At 68.8% G+C, this 21,196-nt stretch carries 18 protein-coding genes; 10 read left to right on the top strand and 8 right to left on the bottom strand.

The genetic code is table 11. From position 1 onward, the window contains the following. Positions 1-42: 42 nt before the first annotated feature. On the bottom strand, positions 43-1,059 hold the full coding sequence (locus AB0M65_RS06200; protein WP_364022221.1) for a M14 family zinc carboxypeptidase: 1,017 nt from the start codon (positions 1,057-1,059) through the stop codon (positions 43-45). 118 nt (positions 1,060-1,177) lie between these two features. On the opposite strand from AB0M65_RS06200, the gene AB0M65_RS06195 reads away from it, so the two are divergent. From AB0M65_RS06195 to AB0M65_RS06185, 3 genes are read left to right on the top strand one after another with little or no spacing between them, the layout of a single operon-like run. After that, a complete protein-coding gene (locus AB0M65_RS06195; protein WP_364022281.1) occupies positions 1,178-2,092 on the top strand; it encodes an ABC transporter ATP-binding protein in 915 nt (304 codons plus the stop codon). Continuing rightward, positions 2,092-2,907 (top strand): ABC transporter permease, encoded by an 816-nt coding sequence (locus AB0M65_RS06190; protein WP_364022218.1) that lies wholly within the window; start codon positions 2,092-2,094, stop codon positions 2,905-2,907. Before AB0M65_RS06195 ends, AB0M65_RS06190 begins: the two co-directional genes overlap by 1 nt. Before the next feature lies 1 nt (position 2,908). Then, on the top strand, positions 2,909-3,751 hold the full coding sequence (locus tag AB0M65_RS06185) for an ABC transporter permease (protein WP_364022215.1): 843 nt from the start codon (positions 2,909-2,911) through the stop codon (positions 3,749-3,751). 23 nt (positions 3,752-3,774) lie between these two features. Here AB0M65_RS06185 and AB0M65_RS06180 read toward each other — a convergent pair whose 3' ends face one another. Further along, positions 3,775-5,205: a S8 family serine peptidase gene (locus AB0M65_RS06180; RefSeq protein ID WP_364022212.1), complete on the bottom strand. Its 1,431-nt coding sequence runs from the start codon at positions 5,203-5,205 to the stop codon at positions 3,775-3,777. 231 nt (positions 5,206-5,436) lie between these two features. On the opposite strand from AB0M65_RS06180, the gene AB0M65_RS06175 reads away from it, so the two are divergent. From AB0M65_RS06175 to proB, 6 genes are all read left to right on the top strand, one after another. After that, the gene (locus AB0M65_RS06175; RefSeq protein WP_364022209.1) at positions 5,437-5,640 is read left to right on the top strand and encodes a hypothetical protein; all 204 of its coding nucleotides are present in this window, start codon (positions 5,437-5,439) and stop codon (positions 5,638-5,640) included. Between the two features lie 91 nt (positions 5,641-5,731). After that, complete coding sequence (locus AB0M65_RS06170; protein ID WP_364022207.1) at positions 5,732-8,884, top strand: translation initiation factor IF-2 N-terminal domain-containing protein; 3,153 nt, start codon at positions 5,732-5,734, stop codon at positions 8,882-8,884. 169 nt (positions 8,885-9,053) lie between these two features. Next, complete coding sequence (rplU, locus tag AB0M65_RS06165; RefSeq protein ID WP_005158538.1) at positions 9,054-9,368, top strand: 50S ribosomal protein L21; 315 nt, start codon at positions 9,054-9,056, stop codon at positions 9,366-9,368. Positions 9,369-9,406: 38 nt separating this feature from the next. Next, the gene (rpmA, locus tag AB0M65_RS06160; protein WP_364022203.1) at positions 9,407-9,664 is read left to right on the top strand and encodes a 50S ribosomal protein L27; all 258 of its coding nucleotides are present in this window, start codon (positions 9,407-9,409) and stop codon (positions 9,662-9,664) included. A gap of 119 nt (positions 9,665-9,783) precedes the next feature. Beyond that, a complete protein-coding gene (gene obgE, locus AB0M65_RS06155) occupies positions 9,784-11,229 on the top strand; it encodes a GTPase ObgE (RefSeq protein ID WP_364022201.1) in 1,446 nt (481 codons plus the stop codon). After that, positions 11,226-12,335, top strand: a complete 1,110-nt coding sequence (gene proB, locus AB0M65_RS06150; RefSeq protein ID WP_364022198.1) for a glutamate 5-kinase — start codon at positions 11,226-11,228, stop codon at positions 12,333-12,335. The genes obgE and proB overlap by 4 nt, the downstream gene beginning before the upstream one ends. On the opposite strand, the gene AB0M65_RS06145 is transcribed toward proB, so the two are convergent. The 3 genes from AB0M65_RS06145 to AB0M65_RS06135 form a co-directional block, all read right to left on the bottom strand. After that, on the bottom strand, positions 12,332-13,114 hold the full coding sequence (locus AB0M65_RS06145; protein WP_364022195.1) for a hypothetical protein: 783 nt from the start codon (positions 13,112-13,114) through the stop codon (positions 12,332-12,334). The genes proB and AB0M65_RS06145 overlap by 4 nt on opposite strands. 2 nt (positions 13,115-13,116) lie before the next feature. Then, the gene (locus AB0M65_RS06140; protein ID WP_364022192.1) at positions 13,117-13,608 is read right to left on the bottom strand and encodes a SigE family RNA polymerase sigma factor; all 492 of its coding nucleotides are present in this window, start codon (positions 13,606-13,608) and stop codon (positions 13,117-13,119) included. A 97-nt stretch (positions 13,609-13,705) separates the two neighbouring features. Continuing rightward, positions 13,706-14,338 carry a TetR family transcriptional regulator gene (locus AB0M65_RS06135; RefSeq protein WP_364022189.1) on the bottom strand — a complete coding sequence of 211 codons (633 nt, stop codon included), beginning with the start codon at positions 14,336-14,338 and terminating at the stop codon, positions 13,706-13,708. A gap of 89 nt (positions 14,339-14,427) precedes the next feature. Here AB0M65_RS06135 and AB0M65_RS06130 point away from each other — a divergent pair, with 89 nt between their 5' ends. Further along, a complete protein-coding gene (locus AB0M65_RS06130) occupies positions 14,428-15,702 on the top strand; it encodes an NAD(P)/FAD-dependent oxidoreductase (protein ID WP_364022186.1) in 1,275 nt (424 codons plus the stop codon). Here the strand turns inward: AB0M65_RS06130 and argS are convergent. The 3 genes from argS to AB0M65_RS06115 all read right to left on the bottom strand — a co-directional run bounded on the left by argS (position 15,697) and on the right by AB0M65_RS06115 (position 21,049). Next, the gene (gene argS, locus AB0M65_RS06125) at positions 15,697-17,418 is read right to left on the bottom strand and encodes an arginine--tRNA ligase (RefSeq protein WP_364022183.1); all 1,722 of its coding nucleotides are present in this window, start codon (positions 17,416-17,418) and stop codon (positions 15,697-15,699) included. The two genes, AB0M65_RS06130 and argS, sit on opposite strands and share 6 nt — an antisense overlap. A 75-nt stretch (positions 17,419-17,493) precedes the next feature. Further along, positions 17,494-18,780 carry an MFS transporter gene (locus tag AB0M65_RS06120; protein WP_364022180.1) on the bottom strand — a complete coding sequence of 429 codons (1,287 nt, stop codon included), beginning with the start codon at positions 18,778-18,780 and terminating at the stop codon, positions 17,494-17,496. 163 nt (positions 18,781-18,943) lie between these two features. Beyond that, complete coding sequence (locus AB0M65_RS06115; protein ID WP_364022177.1) at positions 18,944-21,049, bottom strand: RecQ family ATP-dependent DNA helicase; 2,106 nt, start codon at positions 21,047-21,049, stop codon at positions 18,944-18,946. Positions 21,050-21,196 lie beyond the last annotated feature (147 nt).

Raw genomic sequence — 21,196 nt, 5'->3', positions numbered from 1 at the left:
ACCGGCCGTCGCATCTCCTGAAAGCTCACTTCATCGCACGCCTCAGGCGGCTTCGTGCGCCTCTTCGACCGTGCCCGGAAGTGCCGGACCACGCGGCGGGATGACGTCGGCCTTGGCCGGGTCGACCTTCCGCACCGAACCGTCGGCCGCGGTCCGCGCGATCGCGAGCATCGACGCCAGCGCGTCCTGGATCTGCGCCTGCTCGCGGTCCGGGATGAGGCTCAGTTCGATCAGCACGCTGCCGTTGCCGAGCAGTCCGTACCCGTTGCGCGCGATGCCCTGGTAGTCACCGCCGGGGTACTGCGACACGTAGCCGCCGTTGCCGTTGATCGACCGCTGCACCACGACCGCGATCTGCTTCGCGAAGTCCACATCGGACGGTTTCACCCCGGCGTTCGTCGGCCACAGCGTCGAAGCGGTGATCTCCTTGCCGTTCGAGTCTTTGTAGCGGCCCTGCATGTGGTAGTCGACCATGATGTCCGGCTTGAACGACGCGTTCCGGCGCTGGATCAGGCCCGCCTCGGTGGCCGGGTTGTCCTTCGGCGCCACGGCCGGGTCGTGATAGCGGTTGATGTCGAAGCCCTTGCCCTTCTCACCGTATTCGGGGGTGGCGTCCGGGGCGTAGTTGTAACGCCAGTCGCGTTCGTTCCCGTCCGGGTTGGCACGCACGACGATGTCGACGGTCACCTGCGAGAGCAGATCCCGCTGCCAGGCACCATGTTCGACGCCGACCTTGCGCAGGAATTCCAGCGCGGCGGGGGTGCCGAGCGGCTCGTCGCCATGCTGCTGGGTGACGTACTGGATGCGCGTCTTGCCGTGGCCGACCCTGGCCGCCCACACCGGACGGCCCTCGTTGCTGCGGCCGATGCCGCTCACCCGGATCTTGCCGTGGCTGAGCAAGGCCAGCTTGTGCAGTTCGAAGGCGAGCTTGGCGGTGGACGGGCGAGGGTCGACGGTCCGGCCGTCCACAGTGGTCTCGACCGCTTGGGCGGCCGGGGCCACGAGCAGCCCGGCGCTGACAAAAACGGACAACAAGGCGATTCGGGACTTGAGACTCATGGTCGGTGAGTATCGACGAACCAGCACTGTCCAACAAGGGTGACGGTAAACAGGTCGAAACTTGTCGGTGGCAGCGCCTAGGGTGCGATTCGTGGGTGACTCAGAGCACGAACCGGCGATGGTGCAGGCGAAGGCGTTGGTCAAGCGTTTCGGCGATTTCGAGGCCGTACGCGGGATCGACGTCGAGGTCCGCCCCGGGGAGGCGTTCGGCTTCCTCGGGCCCAACGGCGCGGGCAAATCCTCCACGATGCGGATGATCGCGAGCGTGTCCCCCCGCAGTGACGGCGATCTGCGGGTCCTCGGCATGGATCCGGACGTCGAGGGGCCGAAGATCCGTGCCCGGCTCGGCGTGGTGCCGCAGCAGGACAACCTGGACACCGAACTCACCGTTCGCCAGAATCTGCAGATCTACGGCCGCTACTTCGGGCTTTCCCGCTCGCACGTGCGAGCCAAGGCCGACGAACTGATGGAGTTCGCCCAGCTCACCGACCGTGCGGATGCGGAGGTCGATTCGCTCTCCGGCGGGATGAAGCGGCGGCTGACCATCGCGCGGTCCCTGGTCAACGATCCCGAACTGCTCCTGCTCGACGAGCCGACGACGGGGCTCGACCCGCAGGCCCGGCATCTGCTGTGGGACAGGCTGTTCCGGCTCAAGGCGGGCGGGACCACGCTGATCATCACCACCCACTACATGGACGAGGCCGAGCAGCTGTGCGACAGGCTGGTCGTGATGGACAACGGCCGCATCGCCGCCGAAGGCTCACCCGCCGACCTGATCAGCCGGTATTCGACCCGCGAGGTCGTCGAACTGCGGTTCCCGAACGGGGAGCAGGAGGCGGCGGCGAAGCGGATCGAGGGCCTCGCCGAACGCGTGGAGGTGCTGCCGGACCGCGTCCTGCTCTACACGATGACCGGTGAGGCCACCCTCGAACAAGCACACGCGCTCGGGCTGCGGCCGCTGTCGAGCCTGGTCCGCCGCAGCTCGCTGGAGGACGTCTTCCTCCGGCTCACCGGCCGGACGCTGGTCGACTGATGACCACAGCGGAGACGAAGGCCTCGACCGGCCGCGTGGTCTCGACCTGGCTGGGAGCCTGGCTGCGGGTCGAGGGGTACTGGATGTGGTACCGCCGGTACTGGCTGTCCACGTTGTATTCGACCGGTCTGCAGCCGGTGCTGTTCCTGGCCGCGATGGGGCTCGGGTTTGGCTCGCAGGTGCGGGCAGGCGCCGCGACCAGCGGGTTTTCGTACCTGGCGTACGTCGCGCCCGCGCTGATGGTCGCCGGCGCGGCGCAACTGGCGGTGGGGGAGTCGAGCTACCCGGTGCTGTCGGGCTTCAAATGGCAGCAAAGCTACGTGGCTGTCACCGCGAGCCCGATCACGCCGGGACAGGTGCTCGGCAGCCAGATCATCTGGGTGGGGATCCGGCTCACGCTGGCCGGGGCCATCTACGCCGTCATCGCCGCCCTGTTCGGAGCGTGGACCGGCTTCGGTGTGCTCGCCGTGATCCTGATCGGCGTGCTCACCGGCATCGCCTGCGGCACGCCGGTGATGGCACTGGCCGCGACCACCTTCGACGAGGGCGCGCGGTTCGGCCTGGTGTTCCGGTTCATCCTGATCCCGATGACGTTGTTCTCCGGCACGTTCTTCCCGATCAACGAACTCCCGGCCCCGCTGATGTGGATCGCCTGGCTTTCCCCGCTGTGGCACGGAAACGAGGCAGCCAGGGCGGTCAGCCTCGGTACCGTCGGCCCGCTCGCCACGCTGGGGCACCTCGCCTTCCTCGTCGTGCTGGCCGGAGTGGGCTGGGCCTTGGCGCATAAGTACTTCTACCGACGGCTGGTGGTCTGAAGTGGCTGTTCTCACCGAGGCGCCGCAACGTGGAAAGCCGAGGCGCGGGGTGCTGCTGCGTATCCTGCCGCCCGCGATGTACAGCGGCCGGTCGAAGGCGGTGCTGGAACGCACCTTCCTGACCTACTCGCACGTCTGGATGCTGTTCGTGTCCGGCGCCTTCGAGCCGCTGTTCTACTTGATGGCCTTCCAGCTCGGCTTCGGCAAACTGGTCGGCGAGGTCGTCGGCCCCGGCGGGCAGACGATGAGCTACGTCGCCTTCGTCGCGCCCGGCCTGCTCGCGGCGTCGGCGATGAACGGCGCGATCATGGACTCGACGTACAACCTGTTCTTCAAGTTGAAGTACGCGAAGCTGTACGACGCCATGCTCGCCACCCCGATCGGGCCGCTGGACATCGCACTCGGCGAGGTCGGCTGGTCGGTACTGCGCGGCGGGATCTACTCGGTGACGTTCCTCGGCGTGATGACCGCGATGGGGCTGCCCACCTCCTGGTGGGCGGTGCTGCTGATCCCGGCGTCACTGCTGGTCGCGATGGCCTTCTCGGCCGTCGGCATCGTACTGGTGACCTTCCTGCGGTCGGTGTCGCAATTCGACTACATCAATCTCGTGCTGATGCCGCTGTTCCTGTTCTCCACGACGTTCTACCCGCTTTCGGTCTACCCCGGGACCATCCAGTGGATCGTGAAGATCTTCCCGCTGTACCACGGCATCGAGCTGATGCGTGGGCTGTCGGTCGGCGTGCTGTCATGGGGCATGCTCGGGAACGTGGCGTACCTGCTGGCGCTGGCGGCGGCCGGGATCTACGGGGCGTCGCGGCGGTTCGGGAAGCTGCTGCTGCGCTGATCCGCCGCAAGTGGCCGCAGCACTCACCGGGCCGCGTTCGACCCGTTCGCCCGAGGGGCCACCGCGGCCAGCGCGTCGACCAGCCCGTGCCCGTAGAAGCCGTTGAACCCCGCGTAACCGGTGCAGTACGCGTCCTGCGAGCCGTCACCGGTCAGGTCGTAGTCGGCGGGACACGCGATCGGCGTCGCCTGCGCGTCCAGCGTCCGCTTCAGCTGGCGGGGTCCGTAGCCGGGGTGTGCCGAAGCCATCAACGCCGCCACACCGGCGACGTGCGGCGAAGCCATCGACGTCCCGCACAACCGCGCGTACCCGCCGGGAACGGTCGACAGCACGCATCGCCCGGCCTCGCCGCCGGGTGCGGTGACATCAATCACACCCAGTCCGTACGAGCTGTACCCCGCCTTGACCCGCTCCTCGCTCACCGAGGACACGGCGACGACGTCACGCAGGCCGGCGGGCAGCGCCTGGCAACCCTCGGCCGGTGCCTTGACGCCGGAACGCGGCGACGGCACCAAGCCGACGGCCTCGTTGGTGGCCGCCGCGACGTTGAGGGTGCCTGCCGAGGTCGCGTACTCGACGGCGCGGGCCATGACCTCGTTCACCACGCCCCGCTGGTCGTCATGTGCGCACGAAAGGGACCACGGATCGACAAAGTAACTGCTGTTCGTCACGGCCATCCTCTGCGTGGCCGCCCACATCAGGCCGCATACGGCGGCTTCGGGGTCGGCGTACCCGCGGTCGTCGATCACCTTCACCGAGGCGATCCGCACCCCGGGCGCCACGCCGGTGACGCCCTTGCCGTCGTCGGCCGCGGCGATGATCCCGGCGACGTGGGTGCCGTGCACCGACGTCGTCGCGGCCCAGCTCCGATCGGGTGCGCCGGACAGGCAGCCCGCGGATTTGTCCGGGTCGAGGGCGGTCGTGAGGTCCGGATGCGTGGGGTCGACGCCGGAGTCGAGGACGCCGACCACGACGTCGCGGCTGCCGCGTTCGATCACCCTTGCCTTGTCGGCGCCGATCGCGCGCATGTCCCACTGCTCGCCGATGCGATCGGCCGAGGGCACCTTCGCCGGAACCGTCGGTTCGAGCTCGGCACGGGCGGGGGCGGCCTTGGCCGGCGACGTGCCGCTGGCCCGCTGCACGGCCAGCCGTTCCGCCTGCGCGCTGAACGCGGCGGCTGGCCGGACCAGCTCGGCGAAGTCCCGGTCGGCGGAGGTCGCCACGGCCACCGCGATCTGCGGGTAGTAGATCGTCGTGGTGCCACAGCCGCCGGTGATGACGGCCCTGGCCTCGGCTTCGGAGGTACCCCGGTCGAAGGCGACGACGTAGCGCGAGGTCCGGCCATCGGGATGGCACGATGGGTCCGCGCCGGCCGTCGCGACGGCCGAGAACGAGCCGCAGAGCACCACGAAGGCGCATACGGCCGCTCGCAGGGACCGTCCCAGCAGGGACACCGGACCTCCCACCGGACAAGGGGGCTACGGGGATCGCCTCGGCCTGGGCATCGGCACCCCCGAGCGGCACGCTAGCCACCCTCGGCCGGGCCGACAAGCTCTCCCGCGAAGTTCGCCCGGCCGGTGGCCGCGGCGCGCCCGGAAGTCAGGCCTGTGGCACCGAGTACACCGGAGTGGGGCCGGGGTGTGGGATACTCGCGTTGGCCGCTGGCCGACGGGCGCACGTGAGAGGTGGCGCTCGCGGTCCCGTGGCCCGGTGGTGTGCTGCACATCCTCCACACGCGTCGCCGCCTTCCCGGCGGCTCGACGACGTGGCGGGCGGCCCGATGTCGCGAACGTGGCCAGCACTCCGCCGAGCAGACCTTCAGCCGTGTGCGGCGCCCGGACAACCCCGGCGCCGTCGCGGTGCCGGGCAAGGATTCCCGCTGCTGGTGACCACCACGGCGGAACGGACAGAAAGGGGCCCCTGCGCGGCCGCGTCGAGCCGGTGAAAGCCGGCCGACGCGCCCGGGGGCGGAGGAGATATATGTCGAACGCGGACACACCCGCCGTCACCGGCGGGAATACCGCCACACCCATCGCAGGCCAGCTGGCCGAACTGCCTCCCCGGATCCGGGTGCACGCCCTGGCGAAGCTCCTGGGATCCAACAGCCGTGAACTGATGGCCAAGCTCGGTGAGCTTGGCGAGACCGTCCGCAGCGCGCAGTCCAGCGTCACCCGCGATGTGGCCATCAAGCTCGCCGAAGCCCTCACCGGCGGCGACGAGCCCGAGACCCCCGAAGCGACCCCGGTCGCCGAGACCCCGGCAGCGGCTGAGAAGCCCGCGACGCCCGAGCCTGAGGCCAAGCCCGACGTCAAGGCCGAGGCGAAGCCCGAGGTCAAGGCCGAAGCCGCTCCCCGGGCGGAGGCAACTTCCCGGCGCGTGCCGCCCGCGCTGGCCGCGCCGGTGACCCCGGAGCCGCCGCAGCGGGCGACCCGGCCGTCGAAGGCCGCCGTGCACGTCCCGGTGTTCGCCGCGCCGTCGCCGGTGTTCCTGCCGCCGGAGCCCGTCACGACGAAGCCCGTCCGCAAGCCGGAGCCTGCCTTCACCGAGACCGAAGAGAACGTCTCCGACGAGGACGACACGCAGCACGACCAGGCCGATGGCCAGGGCATCGACGACGACGGTGACGACGCCAACGGCCGTCGCCGCCGCCGTCGCGGCCGCCGTGGCCGTGGCCGTGGCAAGGGCGGCGACGAGAACTCGGCCGACTCCGAGAACGAAGACGAGCAGCCCGAAGCCCCTCGCGGCCGTCAGCCGCGTGGGAAGGACAGGGGCGAGAACAAGGACGCCAAGGACCCCAGGGACTCGGAGCCCGAGGAGACCGAGGCCGAGAACGGCGAAGAGGCGTCCGTCGAGTCCGATTCGGACAATGACGGTGATTCCGACAACGGCAGCAAGCGTCGCCGCCGTCGCCGCCGTCGCAAGGGCGGGGACGACGACAACGCCGAGGCCACCATCGACGACCCGCCCAACACGGTCGTCCACGTGCGCCAGGCCAAGGCCGCGGAGACCGAGCGCCCGGCCCGCGACGAGGTGCGCAGCGTGCGCGGCTCGACGCGGCTGGAGGCCAAGCGTCAGCGTCGCCGGGACGGCCGCGAGGCTGGCCGTCGTCGTGCGCCGATCCTGTCCGAGGCCGAGTTCCTCGCCCGCCGCGAGTCGGTCGAGCGCACCATGGTCGTCGCCGAGAAGGGCGACTCCACGCAGATCGGCGTGCTCGAGGACGGCGTGCTGTGCGAGCACTTCGTGACCTCGTCGGGCACCGGCTCCATCGTCGGCAACGTCTACCTCGGCCGTGTCCAGAACGTGCTGCCTTCGATGGAAGCGGCCTTCATCGACATCGGCCGCGGCCGCAACGCCGTGCTGTACGCCGGTGAGGTCGACTGGGACGCCGCCGGACTCGAGGGCAAGGCCCGCAAGATCGAGCAGGCGCTCTCCAGCGGCGACTCCGTGCTGGTCCAGGTCACCAAGGACCCGGTCGGGCACAAGGGTGCCCGGCTGACCACGCAGATCTCGCTGCCGGGCCGGTTCCTGGTGTACGTGCCCGCGGGTGGTGCCACCGGCATCTCCCGGAAGCTGCCGGAGAACGAGCGTCGCCGCCTGAAGGACATCCTCAAGCGCATCGTCCCCGAGGACGCCGGTGTGATCATCCGCACCGCCTCGGAGGGTGTCAGCGAGGAGGAGCTGGACCGCGACGTCCGCCGTCTCAAGGCACAGTGGGACGTCATCAAGGAGAAGGCCGAAGCAGGCGGCGCCGGCAAGAAGAGCGGTGCCCCGGTCATGCTTTACGAAGAGCCGGACCTGCTGGTCAAGGTCGTCCGTGACCTGTTCACCGAGGACTTCGCCAAGCTGGAGATCCAGGGCGACAAGGCCTGGGACACCATCTACGACTACGTGCAGCACGTGGCGCCGGACCTGGCCGATCGGGTCAAGCGGTACATCGGCACCGGTTCGGCCTTCGCCGACCACCGCATCGACGAGCAGATCACCAAGGCCCTGGACCGCAAGGTCTGGCTGCCCTCGGGTGGCTACCTGGTCATCGATCGCACCGAGGCGATGACGGTCATCGACGTCAACACCGGCAAGTTCACCGGATCGGGTGGAAACCTCGAAGAGACGGTGACCAGGAACAACCTGGAGTCGGCGGAGGAGATCGTCCGCCAGCTCCGGCTCCGTGACATCGGCGGCATCATCGTCATCGACTTCATCGACATGGTGCTCGAATCCAACCGCGAGCTGGTGCTTCGCCGCCTGACCGAATGCCTCGGCCGGGACCGCACCCGGCACCAGGTCGCCGAGGTCACCTCGCTCGGCCTGGTGCAGATGACCCGCAAGAAGATCGGCACCGGGCTGCTCGAGGCGTTCTCGACGCCGTGCGAGCACTGCAAGGGCCGCGGTGTGGTCGTCTCGACCGAGCCGCAGCGCACCGGTGGCGGCGGCTCCGGCGGGTCGTCCGGTGGCGGCAACGGGCACAGCCACAGCAGCGGCGGCAGTGGCGGCAGTGGCGGTGGCAAGGAGCAGCAGCAGCAGGGCTCCCGGCGTTCCCGTGGCCGCGGCAAGGGTGAAGACCAGCAGCAGGCCGAGCCCGCGGCGGCCAAGGCCGAGGCTCCGCAAGGCTCCGGCCAGCGCGAGTCGGTGGTCTCGGCGGTCCAGGCCGTCGCCAACGCCACCAAGGCGGCCAAGGGTGAGCATGCTCACGAGGTCACCGAGAACGTCGAGGGCGCCGCGCTCAACGGGCACGCGCCGCAGGCGGCTGAGCAGCCCGCTGAGCCGGTGAAGGCGACCGAAGAGCCTCTCGCACGGGCGACCGTCGAGCAGGCGGCTGAGGCGGCGTCCGAGCCGGTCTCGGAACCGGTCGCCGAGGCACCCGCGACCGAACTCGCCGGGGAACCGGTGACGACTTCGGACGACGAAACCCCGGCCGTGCGTGAAGAAGAGATCTCCATCGTCGGGGAATCGGGCCCGGAGCCCGAGGCTCCCGAGATTCCGGTGACTCCTGAGACTGTCGTGACAGCCGAGGAGACCGAACCCGAGGTGGAGGTCCCGGCCCCGGCCGGTCGCTCCACCACCCGCCGCCGCCCGCGCCGGACGGCCTCACGGCCGGCCGGTCCCCCGGTCAAGGCGTCGGAAAAGAGCTAGTGAACACCTAGGGGCACCCCGGTGTGATCGCACCGGGGAGCCCCACGTAACCTGGAGAACGGCCCGCCACCTAGAGCGGGCACCTTGCGCAGACCCAGGACCGCCGAGAGAGATCCGGTGGGCCGGTTACGCAAGCCCCCACCCGTTGTCGAGTAAGCAGGAGACTTCCGTGTCGGCGTACGCGATCGTCAAGACTGGCGGCAAGCAGTACAAGGTGGCCGTCGGCGACGTCGTCGAGGTCGAGAAGCTCGAAGGCGAGCCTGGTACAGAGCACACCTTCCCCGCAGTCCTTTTTGTGGACGGTGGCGACGTCACCACGGACGCCGACGCTCTGGCGAAGGTTTCGGTCACCGGCAAGGTCGTCGAGCAGACCAAGGGTCCGAAGATCCGGATCCACAAGTTCAAGAACAAGACCGGCTACCACAAGCGCCAGGGTCACCGGCAGAAGCTGACCCGCGTCGAGGTCACCGGCATCTCCAAGTAGAACTTTCTCCGGATCTTCGTCAGAAAGAGGATTGAGCCATGGCTCACAAGAAGGGTGCGTCCAGCTCCCGCAACGGTCGCGATTCCAACGCTCAGCGACTGGGCGTCAAGCGCTACGGCGGCCAGGAAGTCAGCGCGGGCGAGATCCTGATCCGCCAGCGTGGCACCAAGTTCCACCCCGGTGTGAACGTCGGACGTGGCGGCGACGACACGCTGTTCGCGCTGGCCGCCGGTGCGGTCCAGTTCGGCGAGAAGCGTGGCCGCAAGACGGTCAACATCGTGCCGTCCGAAGCCTGAATTTCGGCTTCAAGCTAGACCTCTGACGAGGGGTGGGCCGGAATATCCGGACCCACCCCTCGTTTGTTTTATGTATCCCCTTCTTCAAACAACACAGTCGCGAGTGAAAGAGGCAACCCATGGCGTCCCGGTTCGTGGACCGCGCGGTGATCCATCTGACCGCCGGTGACGGTGGGAACGGCTGCGCCTCGGTGCACCGCGAGAAATTCAAGCCCCTTGGCGGCCCGGACGGCGGCAACGGCGGTAACGGCGGCGACGTGCTGCTGATCGTCGATCCGAACGTTCACACCCTGCTCGACTTCCACTTCCGCCCGCACGCCAAAGCCGGCAGCGGCAAAATGGGTCAGGGCGGCAACCGCGCCGGTGCGGCGGGCGACACGCTGGAAATGCGTGTCCCGTCCGGCACCGTCGTGATGACCGAGGACGGCGAGATCCTGGCCGACCTGGTCGGCCCCGGCACCACCTTCGTCGCCGCTCAGGGCGGCCGTGGCGGTCTCGGCAACGCGTCCCTGGCCTCCAAGGCCCGCCGGGCGCCCGGATTCGCGCTGCTGGGTGAGCCGGGGGAGAGCCGCGACCTCGTACTGGAACTGCGTTCGGTCGCCGATGTCGGCCTGCTCGGCTTCCCGTCCGCGGGCAAGTCGTCACTGATCTCGGTGCTGTCCGCGGCCAAGCCGAAGATCGCCGACTACCCGTTTACCACCCTGGTGCCGAACCTGGGCGTGATCACCGCCGGATCGACCGTGTTCACCATGGCCGACGTCCCCGGCCTGATCCCCGGCGCGAGTGAAGGCAAGGGCCTGGGACTGGACTTCCTGCGCCACATCGAACGGTGCGCGGTGCTGGTGCACGTCGTCGACTGCGCCACCTTCGATCCCGGACGTGACCCGCTGTCCGACATCGACGCCCTGGAAGAAGAACTCGCCCGCTACACGCCGAGCCTCGGCGGCGACCTCGCCGATCGGCCGCGCGTGGTGGTGCTCAACAAGATCGACGTCCCGGACGCCGCCGAACTCGCCGAGCTCGTCCGTCCGGAACTGGAAGCCCGCGGGCTCAGTGTGTTCGAGATCTCCACGGCGTCGCGGCAGGGATTGAAGGAACTGACCTACGCGCTCGCGGCCGTCGTCGAGAAGTACCGTGCCGACCAGCCGGCGCCGGAGCCGGAAAAGGTCGTGCTGCGGCCGATGGCCGTCGACGACGCGGGCTTCACCGTCGAGATCGACCCCGAGGAGGACGGCGCGTTCATCGTGCGCGGTGTTCGCCCGGAGCGGTGGATCCGCCAGACGAGCTTCGGCAACGACGAGGCCGTCGGCTACCTCGGGGACCGGCTGCAGCGGCTCGGCGTCGAAGAAGCGCTGGCCAAGAAGGGCGCTGTTCCGGGAAGTCCGGTCACCATCGGCGACGTCCAGTTCGAGTGGGAGCCGTCGACGCCCGCCGGGGTCGCGGTGCATCTGTCCGGCCGGGGCACGGATGTCCGGCTGGAGAACAACGACCGGATCGGTGCCGCCGAGCGCAAGGAAGCCCGCCGGATCCGCCGCGACGGCCCGGACGAGCAGGGCGACGAGTGAGTTCCACCCGTGAGGTGATCGCCGCCGCGAAACGAGTGGTCGTCAAGGTCGGTTCGTCCGCGCTGACCACGGCGGGCGACGGGCTCGACGTGGCGCGGTTGGACGCGCTGGTCGACGCGATCGCCGAGCGGGTCTCCCGCGGCACGCAGATCGTGCTGGTGTCCTCGGGGGCGATCGGCGCGGGACTCGCGCCGCTCGCGCTCCGGAGGCGACCACGTGACCTCGCGACCCAGCAGGCCGCCGCCAGTGTCGGGCAGCTCGCGCTCGCGCATGCCTACGCCGAGTCGTTCGGCCGGTTTTCCCTGACGGTGGGCCAGGTTCTGCTGACCTCGGACGACGTCGTCCGCCGTGCGCACTACCGCAACGCGCAGAACACGTTCACCCGGCTGCTGGCGCTCGGCGCGGTTCCCGTTGTCAACGAGAACGACACCGTGGCCACCGAGGAAATCCGCTTCGGTGACAACGACCGGCTGGCCGCCTTGGTGGCCCACCTGATCGGCGCCGACGCGCTCGTTCTGCTGTCCGATGTGGACGGTCTGTACGACGGGGATCCCCGCGACGGCGCGACTCGCAAGATCCCCGAGGTCGCCGGAGAGTCCGATGTGGACGGAATCACCGTCGGCATGTCGAGCTCCGGTCTCGGCACCGGAGGGATGGTCTCGAAGCTCGCGGCTGCCCGCACCGCCGCCGGCGCCGGCATCCCCGTGCTGCTGGCCTCCGCCTCCGAGGCCGCCCGCGCCCTCACCACCGCCGAAGTCGGTACCGCCTTCACCGCCGCCGATTCCCGTCTGTCCGCCCGCCGTTTCTGGCTCGGCTACGCCGCCGGGGCGTCCGGCAAACTGCACCTCGACGACGGTGCGGTCACGGCCGTCGTCCGTCGCCGCCGCTCCCTGCTCGCCGCCGGGATCACCGGCGTCGACGGCGACTTCCACGCGGGCGACGTCGTCGACCTCGTCGACCTCAAGCAGCGCACCGTGGCCCGGGGAGTCGTCGCCTTCGACGCCGGCGAGCTGCCCGGCCTCATCGGCCTCTCCAGTCACGACCTGCCCGCCGAACAACGGCGCGAGGTCGTGCACGCCGACGACCTCGTGCCGTTGCGCCGCTAGGGCACCAGACCCGGAGTGGTCGCGATGTCCTGGAGCTGAGGCCCGGAGAGCGGTGGCTCGGCACTTTGGGCCGGCAGGCGGGCCCCGTCGCCGTAATCCATGACGCCGCTGTTGTTGCTGATGAGGGTGATCGTGGTGGTCGGCGTGCTGAGCATGGTCGTGCGGACGATCAGGCCCTCGCCGGTGCGGGAGGTCAGCTCGCGCAGGGTGCCCTCGGCGATCCGTCGTGAGGAGCAGGAGTCCGCCTTCGGGAAATTCTTGGCTTCACAACTCGCCATCCCGTAACCGAGCGCCGCGTAAATCCGGAGGTAGACCGAACCCGTGCCGCGGTCATCGCTCACCCGTACACCCAGGTAGTAGAACGTGGGTGCGCCGCTCACCTCGTCGAGTCGTGTGGAGTACACCTGGAACGGGTCCGCCGGAGGGATCTCACCGGGCAGTGTGATCCTTTCGATCCGCATCCCGGACGCGAGCCTGGACCGCACGGCGGTGCCGACCGCGCAGCTCAGGCGGGCGATGACCTGCTGTGCGGTCTCGCCGGACGACTTCGTCCCGCAGCGGTCTCCCGCGACGGGTTCGTCACGCTGCGGCGCGACGATCGCGAAGGTCACCCCGAGGGCCGCGACCACGGCGAGCGCGGCTCCCGCGATACCGGCCGAGAGGCGACGTCGCCGCGATCGGCGACCCGCGGCGAGGATGCCCTCCTCGGTGAGCCCGATCGGCGGCTCCGCTTCGGTCACGTACTCCGTCAGCGCGGAGCGGACATCAAGGTCATCCATGACTACTCCTTGCCAGTGGCTGAGGGCAGGGCGGCGCGCAGTGCGCCGACCCCGCGGGCGGTCTGGCTTTTGACCGTCCCTTCGGCGACATCGAGCAGTTCGGCGACTTCGGAGATCGAAAGGTCTTCGAGGAAGCGAAGGACGACCATCGCGCGCTGACGCGGTGTCAGGCCACCGAGTGCGCGTTCGAGGTCGATCCGGTCGTGGCTGTCGTAGCCCGGTGGTGCCGCCCTTTCGGGTGGCTCGGACGTCACCAGTTCGCGGCCGCGTTTCCGCCGTCCGGCGAGGAAGGCGTTCAGGAGGATCCGGCGCGCGTAGGCGTCGACGGTATCCGGCCGAACCCGCCGCCACCGCCGGTACAACTGGACGAACATCGCTTGCACCAGGTCTTCGGCGCCGTACCAGTCACCGCACATCGCGAACGCCAGCCGTCGGAAGCGCTGGACCCGTGCGGCGAAGTACTCGCTGAAGTCGGCGTCTCTCGGCTTCCCCACCGGCTACCTCCCCATTGTCTCCCTGTCCTTACTAGTCGGCGGGAGGCACGGGAGGTTCAAGTGATTCCCGAACCGGGGGAGCAAGGGACCTTTGCTATCACTTTCGCGGAACGGCGAGGTGGCCGACGAGCCGCGCCAGCTGTTCGCCGTACGCCTCGGCGAATTCGGCCGAGTTCGGGTCCTGTCCCGAGACCGCCCGCACGACGCGGGGGAGGGCCAGCGCCGCGCTCGACGCGGCCATGAAGATCAGCAGCAGGAACTCCGGGTCGAGGTCGGCGGGGAAGTCGCCCGCGGCCTGACGCGCCCGGACGTACTCGACCTGGCGCTGGAGGAACCCCCGCTGCCCTTCGACCCCGATCGCGTCGGGGGCGCCGTCGGTCAGGTTCTCCCAGAGGAACAGCTTGGCGAGATCGTGGTCGCGGACCCCGGACTGCGCGAAGAAGCGCACCACGTCGGCGAACGGCATGTCGTGTTCGGAGGCCGCGACGTAGTCGTCGTACATCGTCGCGGTCAGCGCGTTGTACAGCCCTTCCTTGCCGCCGAAGTAGTACGAGATCAGCTGTTTGTTCACACCCGCCTTCGCGGCGATCTCGCTGACGCGTGCCGCGGCGTACCCCTTCGCGCCGAATTCGGCCTTCGCCGCGTCGAGGAGTTGCGCCTTCGTGCGCTCAGGGTCGCGCTGGCGCTCGACAGGGGCGCGGCGAGGGCTGCGCGGGGCGGCTTCTGACATGCGTTCACCTTAGCCGCTGACTTTTTCAAACGTTTGGTTGACTTTATTATCCGTCTGGTTGATAGTTAACGGCGGAGAGAGGAGATCGAATGACCATCAGGATCGCGATCATCGGCGGCGGCACGGGCGGGCTCTGCCTCGCGCAGGGACTGCGCAAGGCGGGCGTCGACCTAGCCGTCTACGAGCGCAGCCGCACCCGGACCGAGCGGTTGCAGGGCTATCGCGTGCACATCAACCCGCACGGCTCGGCCGCTTTGCACGAATGCCTGCCGCCCGGGCTGTGGGAACGGTTCTTGGCCACCACCGGCACCACGAGCGGGGCCTTCACGTTCGTGACCGAGCAGTTGCGGGATCTCATGGTGATCGACAGTGAGCTCACGTGGAGCCCGGATCCCGCGTCGAACCACCATTCGGTCAGCCGGATCAGCCTGCACCAGGTGCTGTCCGACGGGCTCGATGGAGTTCTGCACCACGGCAAGGAGTTCGTCGGCTACCGGCGGGAAGGAGAGGTGATCGTCTGCGAGTTCGCCGACGGGAGCACGGTCGAGGCCGACCTGGTCATCGGCGCGGACGGGGCCAATTCGCGGGTACGCAAGCAGTTCCTGCCGCACGCCGTCCGCGTCGACACCGGGATCATCGCGATCGCCGGCAAGCATCCGCTGACCGGGGAGGCCCGCAAGCGGTTGCCCGCCCGGCTCACCGACGGGCCGAGCATGGTGATGCCGCGTGCGGGCGCGGGCCTGTTCAGCGCACCACACGAGCTGAGCGGCAACTCGTCGATCAACGACGAGACACTCGACTACGACCCCGTCTTGTTCGACAACATGTCGAGCTACGTCATGTGGGCCTTCGCTGCCAACAACCGGCGCTACCCCGACAACGTGTCCTCATTGGACGGTGAAGCGCTCCGGACCCTCGTGCTGGAATTGATCGACGACTGGGATCCCGCGTTCAAGGAACTGGTCGCCGGATCCCCCGCGGGGTCGGTGTCCCGGTTGCCGATCTTCACGTCGAAGCCCGTCGAGCCTTGGCCGACGAGCAACATCACCCTGCTCGGCGACGCGATCCACAGTATGACCCCGTTCCGCGGTATCGGCGCGAACACGGCGCTCCGCGACGCGCGGCTGTTGTGCCGCAACCTCGTCGCGGCACAGAAGACCGGCGCGGTGCGCACCGCCCTCGCCGACTACGAGCAGCGGATGCGGGACTACGGCTTCGCGGCGGTGCGCGACTCGGAGCGCAGCGCGCGCCAGTTCGTGTCGGAGAACCGGGCGGGCCGTACGATGGCGCGGGGGATGTTCCGGGTCTTCCAGGCGGTTCCGCCGTTGAAGCGCAAGGTCTTCAGCGACCACGGCGACTCATAACCTGTCCGGAGTGGAGATGCCGAGCAGGGACAAACCCAGCGTCAGGATCTTCGAACTGAGCCCGGCCAGCAGAAGCCGTGAGTCACGGACGCCGGGACCTTCCGCGTCCAGCACCGGGCACTGTTCGTAGAACCGCGAGAACACGACCGCGGTTTCGTAGAGATACGTGCACAGCTTGTGGGGGACGTAGCCGGCGGTCGCCGCGCCGACCGCTTCGGGAAACCGGATCAAGGCGAGCGCCAGCGCCCGTTCGGCGGGATGGCCGAGCCGGACTCGCGCGCCGGTGAGCTCCTGATCCGCCTTCGTCAGCACGGAAAGGATCCGCGCGTTGGCGTATTGAAGATAGACAGATGTGTTCCCGTTCTTGGAGAGCATCCGCTCCCACGAGAAGACGTAGTCCCGCTCGCGATCGCCGGAAAGGTCGGCGTACTTGATCGCGCCGATCCCGATCGCTCTGGCGACCTCTTCCCCAACCGCGGGGGAGAGGTCGCCGCGGCCCTCGATCACCCCGGCGGCATGGGACACCGCCTCGTCCAACAGGTTCGACAGCCGGACCGACTCGCCCGCGCGCGTCCGCATGGCGCGGCCGTCTTCGCCGAGCACCGTGCCGAACCCGATGTGTTCGGCACGGTGCTCGGCGCCGAGCCAGCCGGCGGCCCGGCAGACGGCGAACACCATGGCGAAATGCCGCGCTTGCGGCGCTCCGACGACGTAGACGAGATCCGTGATGCCGCGTTGAGCCGTCCAGTACCGCACGGTCGCGAGGTCGGTGGCCGCGTAACCGTAACCGCCGTCCCGTTTACGGACGATGAGCGGCAGCGGGTCGCCTTCCCGGTTGGTGAAGCCGTCGGGGAAAACGCAAACGGCGCCATCGCTGATCTCGGTCAGCCCGGCGGCGGTCAGATCGTCCACGACAGCGGCGAGGAACGGGTTGTAGAAGCTCTCGCCGTAGACGTCCTCGCTCGACAGGCTGATTCCGAGGACTTCGTAGACCTGGCTGAAGTGCCTTGTCGACTCGTCGACCAGATGCCGCCACAACGACAAGGTTTCTTCGTCGCCGCTCTGAAGGCGCACTACGCGTTCCCTCGCCCGCGTGGCGAAATCCTCGTCGGTTTCGGATTGCGACCTGGCCGCCTGGTAGAAGCCGTTGAGGTCGCCGATCGCGTACGGACCTGACGGGCGTTCATCGAGCAGATGCTCGATGAGCATGCCGAACGGGGTTCCCCAGTCACCGAGATGGTTGTGCGGGATGACGTCGTGCCCGGCGAACCGCAGCAGCCGGGCGATCGCGTCGCCGATGATCGTGGGCCGGAGGTGCCCGACGTGCATTTCCTTCGCGACATTCGGGCTGCTGTAGTCGATCGCGATCCGTCGCGGGTGCGGCGTGATGGCCGCGCCCAGCCGGGCGTCACCGTCGAGCGCGCTGGTCCGCTCTTCGAGCCAAGACGAGCGGAGCGTGAAGTTGAGGAAGCCCGGCCCGGCGATCTCCGGCGGCTCGGCGAGATCGGCGACGTCCAGCCTTGCCACGATCTCGGCGGCGAGCTCCCTCGGTGCCTTGCCGAGCCGTTTGCCCAGGCTCATCGCGAGGTCGCACTGGTAGTCGACCCCGCTTCGCGCGGAGACCCGCACCAGTACGTCCGGCGGCTCGATGTCGGCGACGTGGCGAAGGGCCTTCACCACGCGTCGCGACAATTCCTCGCTTACATCGCTGAACATCACGGTGTCCCTCCTTCGCGCTCGTCGTAGGAGCGCGAGGGTAGCCACCTCGGTACGCCGTCAGCGACGGAGTTTTCAGCGCAGGTCGCTGCCCTTGGTCTCCGGCAGGGTCCGGATGACGAAGAACGCGATCACCGCGCCGGCGGCCACGTACCAGAAGAACAACGTCGACAGGCCGGCGTCGGACAGCGCGGTGAGCACCAGGGGAGCGGTGCCGCCGAACAACGCGACGGTCAGGTTGTACCAGGCGCCGATGCCCACGCCGCGTAGTTCCGTGGGGAACAGTTCGCTCATGATCGCGGGCGCGATCGACGTCAGCGCCGTGTACAGACAGAGTCCGACGCAGAACACGACGAGCAGCCCCGGCAGTCCCGGACGGACCAAAGTGGACAGCGGGACGATGAGGATCGCGGTCGCCGCCGACCAGACGAGCAGCTGTGGTTTGCGGCCGAAGCGATCGGACAGCGCGCCCATCGGGTACTGCAATGCGATGAACAGCGCCGTCGCGATGGACAACGCCAGGAACACGTCGACGTCGTCGGCCTTGCGGGTTTTGACCGCGAAGGACGTCAGCGCGCTGAAGAACGTGTAGTAGCAAAGGGTCGACAGCATCGAGAAGCCTACGAGCTGCACGACGGCGCGCGGGTGCTCGCGCAGAGTGGTGCGCAGCGGTCGCTCGACCCGGCGCGCGGTCGACTTCTTCTCCTCGAAGATCTCGGTTTCGGCGAGACTGCGCCGCAGCCACAGGCCGATGATGCCGAGCGCACCCCCGAGCAGGAACGGGATCCTCCAGCCGTACGCCGTCAAATCCGCTTTCGACATCGTCCGCGCGAGCACGAAACCGAGGACCGAGGCGATCAGGACGGCGGAACCGGTGGAGATGTAGAAGAAGGCGGAGTACCGCCCGCGGCGGGCGGGTGGTGCGATCTCACCCAAGTACGCGGAAGCGTTGGAGATCTCGCCGCCGAGCGACAGTCCCTGAGCCACCCTCGCCAGCAGCAACAGGGTCGGGGCCAGCCAGCCGACCTGTTCGAAGGTCGGCAGGATGCCGATGGCCACCGAACCACCCGCCATCAGCACGATGGTCAGGATCATCGCGGGTTTCCGGCCCTTGACGTCGGCGAAGCGGCCGAGCAACATCCCGCCGAGCGGCCGGAAGAAGAAGGCCAGCGCATACGTGGCGAAGGTGTTGATCAACGCCAGCGCTTCGTTGCCCTTGGGGAAGAACTCGCTGGCGAAGTAGATGCTGAAGGTCGCGTAGATGGTCCAGTCGAACCACTCCAGCGCGTTCCCGACACTGGCGGCGAACAACTTCTTCACCGGGAGCCGATGTCCTAGCCGCTCCGTCGTTGAGTCCGCCATCGGCACCTCCGTACTCGCACGTGGACGGAACCTTGCCAGAAAGTTCGCGTGCGGGAAAGAACCTGTCGAAGGCCGGGATCGGTTCGAAGTGACCGGGGTGCGTCCGACGACCTTCGTCAGGGTTGCCCGGTACCGGCCGCGGATCTTCCTTAGGGCTCCAAGTTCACGAGGTACTGGCGAGTGCGAAGGGCAGAACGCCTCGCGCGCCGGCCTGACGCAGCAGACGCGCGGACAGTGTCATGGTCCACCCGGTGTCGATCAGGTCGTCGACCAGCAGGATCGGTCCCTCCGCGGCGGCGATCCGGGCGGCAAGGTCCTCCGGAAGGCTGAGTCGCTGCCACAGATCGGCCAGCCGTTGCGCACTGTTCGCCTGACGCGGGGGCGGACCCGCCGAGGCGATAGTGCCCAAGTACTCCAGCCGTCCGATCGACGCCAGCTTCGTCGCCAGGCTGTGGACGAGCTGAGGCCGGGTAGCGGACGGCACCTCCACGACCGCGACCGGCCGCTCCGTCCATTGCCAGCCCTTGAGTACTTCGATACAGGCCTGGAAGACCGGCTCGGGAAGCTCGGCGTCCGCCGCGGCAGGCCCGACGAGTTCACGCAGCCGGGTGCCCCAGCCGACGTCGGTCACCCGGCCGACGACCTGACCGGTCTCGGCCTGCTCTCCGGCCGGCAGCCGCCCGGAGAGCGGGACGTCCAGCCCGGACATGCCGGTCGGCCACATCTTCCGCGGTGCGACCTCCACCCCCGGCCGTCGAAGGCGTTGCCGGGTGGCGTCGACGACGTCGTCGGAAATCGTGGTGTCCCAATACTTCCCGGTGCAGTTGTCGCAGCGGCCGCAGGGCACCGCCTCGGGGTCGTCCAGTTGTAGCCGCAGGAACTCCATCCGGCAGCCGGTGGTTTCGAGGTAGGCGAGCATCGCGTTCTGTTCATTGGTCCGCGCCGCGCTGACCCGCGCGTAGCGTTCCTTGTCGTAGCGCCATTCCACGCCGGTGCCTTCCCAGCCGCCCTTCACCCGGCGGACCGCGCCGTCGACGTCCAGCACCTTGAGGACCATCTCCAGCCGGGACCGGGACAGCTCGACGAAGGGTTCGAGCGCGGGTGTCGACAGTGGACGGTCCGCGTAGGCGAGCGCGTTGAGCACCTGGGTCACCCGGAGCTCATCCGGGAAGGCGAGTGAGCCGAAGTAAGCCCAGATGTCCTTGTCCTCGTGGCCGGGCAACAGGATCACCTCGGCACGATCGACGCCACGGCCGGCGCGGCCTACCTGCTGGTAGTACGCGATCGGCGACGACGGAGCACCGAGATGGACGACGAATCCCAGGTCCGGCTTGTCGAAACCCATACCCAGCGCCGAAGTGGCGACCAGGGCTTTGACGTTGTTGTTCAGCAGATCGTCCTCGGCGGCCTGCCTGTCCGCCGGATCGGTCTTCCCGGTGTAGGCGGCGACCGGATAGCCGCGCTCGGTCAGCAGCCCGGCGACGTCGTGGGCGGCCGCGACGGTGAGCGTGTAAATGATCCCGGACCCCGGCAGTTCCTCCAGGTGCTCGGCCAGCCACGCGAGCCGGGCCTGCGACGTCGGCAGTTTGGCGACCGACAGGTGGAGGCTTTCGCGGTCGAGGGTGCCACGCAGGACGAGGGTGTCGCCGCCGTTGCCGATGCCGAGCTGCTCGGCGACGTCGGTGGCCACCCGGTCGTTCGCGGTCGCGGTGGTGGCGAGCACCGGGACGCCCTCCGGCAGGTCCTTCAGCAAGGTTCGCAGCCGCCGGTAGTCCGGCCGGAAGTCGTGACCCCAGTCCGAGATGCAGTGCGCCTCGTCGACCACGAGCAGGCCGGCGCTCGCGGTCAGCTTCGGGAGGACGGTGTCGCGGAAGTCCGGGTTGTTGAGCCGCTCCGGGCTCACCAGCAGGACGTCGACCTCGCCTGCCGCGATCGCGGCCTGGACCTGATCCCATTCCTGCGGGTTCGCGGAGTTCATCGTGGCCGCGTGGATACCCGCCCTCGCCGCCGCGGAGATCTGGTTGCGCATCAGCGCGAGCAGCGGCGAGATGATCACCGTCGGCCCCTCGCCGCGTTCTCGCAGCAAGGCGGTGGCCAGGAAGTAGACCGCGGACTTCCCCCAGCCGGTGCGCTGCACGACGAGCGCGCGACGGCGGTGCGCGACCAGCGCCTCGATGGCCGTCCACTGGTCGTCGCGCAGCCGGGCGCCGTCGCCCGCCAGCGCGCGGAGGAGGGTCTCGGCGCGATCCCGGAGAGTCGAAGTGTCCACGTCCCCACCTCTACCCCATGCCACCGACGAAGTCGCGATCGGCATGTCATGAACGGACCGTTCATCCACAGAACCGACTGTAATGTGACTCAGATCACCACTGTTCGGTGGGTACGGCGACCTGAGCGGGACCGCTCCGCCGATGTA

Origin of the sequence: Amycolatopsis sp. NPDC051071 (genome assembly GCF_040682875.1) — a bacterium.
In the GTDB taxonomy this organism is placed as follows: domain Bacteria; phylum Actinomycetota; class Actinomycetes; order Mycobacteriales; family Pseudonocardiaceae; genus Amycolatopsis.
Note: the sequence above shows the minus strand (reverse complement) of the source record. Positions and strands in the feature narration are given on the sequence as shown.

Excerpts from the sequence above, each read along its gene's own strand:
- AB0M65_RS06200 (WP_364022221.1), bottom strand. The coding sequence starts at position 1,059 with ATGAGTCTCAAGTCCCGAATCGCCTTGTTGTCCGTTTTTGTCAGCGCC.
- AB0M65_RS06195 (WP_364022281.1), top strand. The coding sequence starts at position 1,178 with ATGGTGCAGGCGAAGGCGTTGGTCAAGCGTTTCGGCGATTTCGAGGCC.
- AB0M65_RS06190 (WP_364022218.1), top strand. The coding sequence starts at position 2,092 with ATGACCACAGCGGAGACGAAGGCCTCGACCGGCCGCGTGGTCTCGACC.
- AB0M65_RS06170 (WP_364022207.1), top strand. The coding sequence starts at position 5,732 with ATGTCGAACGCGGACACACCCGCCGTCACCGGCGGGAATACCGCCACA.
- rpmA (WP_364022203.1), top strand. The coding sequence starts at position 9,407 with ATGGCTCACAAGAAGGGTGCGTCCAGCTCCCGCAACGGTCGCGATTCC.
- obgE (WP_364022201.1), top strand. The coding sequence starts at position 9,784 with ATGGCGTCCCGGTTCGTGGACCGCGCGGTGATCCATCTGACCGCCGGT.
- AB0M65_RS06145 (WP_364022195.1), bottom strand. The coding sequence starts at position 13,114 with ATGGATGACCTTGATGTCCGCTCCGCGCTGACGGAGTACGTGACCGAA.
- AB0M65_RS06135 (WP_364022189.1), bottom strand. The coding sequence starts at position 14,338 with ATGTCAGAAGCCGCCCCGCGCAGCCCTCGCCGCGCCCCTGTCGAGCGC.
- AB0M65_RS06130 (WP_364022186.1), top strand. The coding sequence starts at position 14,428 with ATGACCATCAGGATCGCGATCATCGGCGGCGGCACGGGCGGGCTCTGC.
- argS (WP_364022183.1), bottom strand. The coding sequence starts at position 17,418 with ATGTTCAGCGATGTAAGCGAGGAATTGTCGCGACGCGTGGTGAAGGCC.
- AB0M65_RS06120 (WP_364022180.1), bottom strand. The coding sequence starts at position 18,780 with ATGGCGGACTCAACGACGGAGCGGCTAGGACATCGGCTCCCGGTGAAG.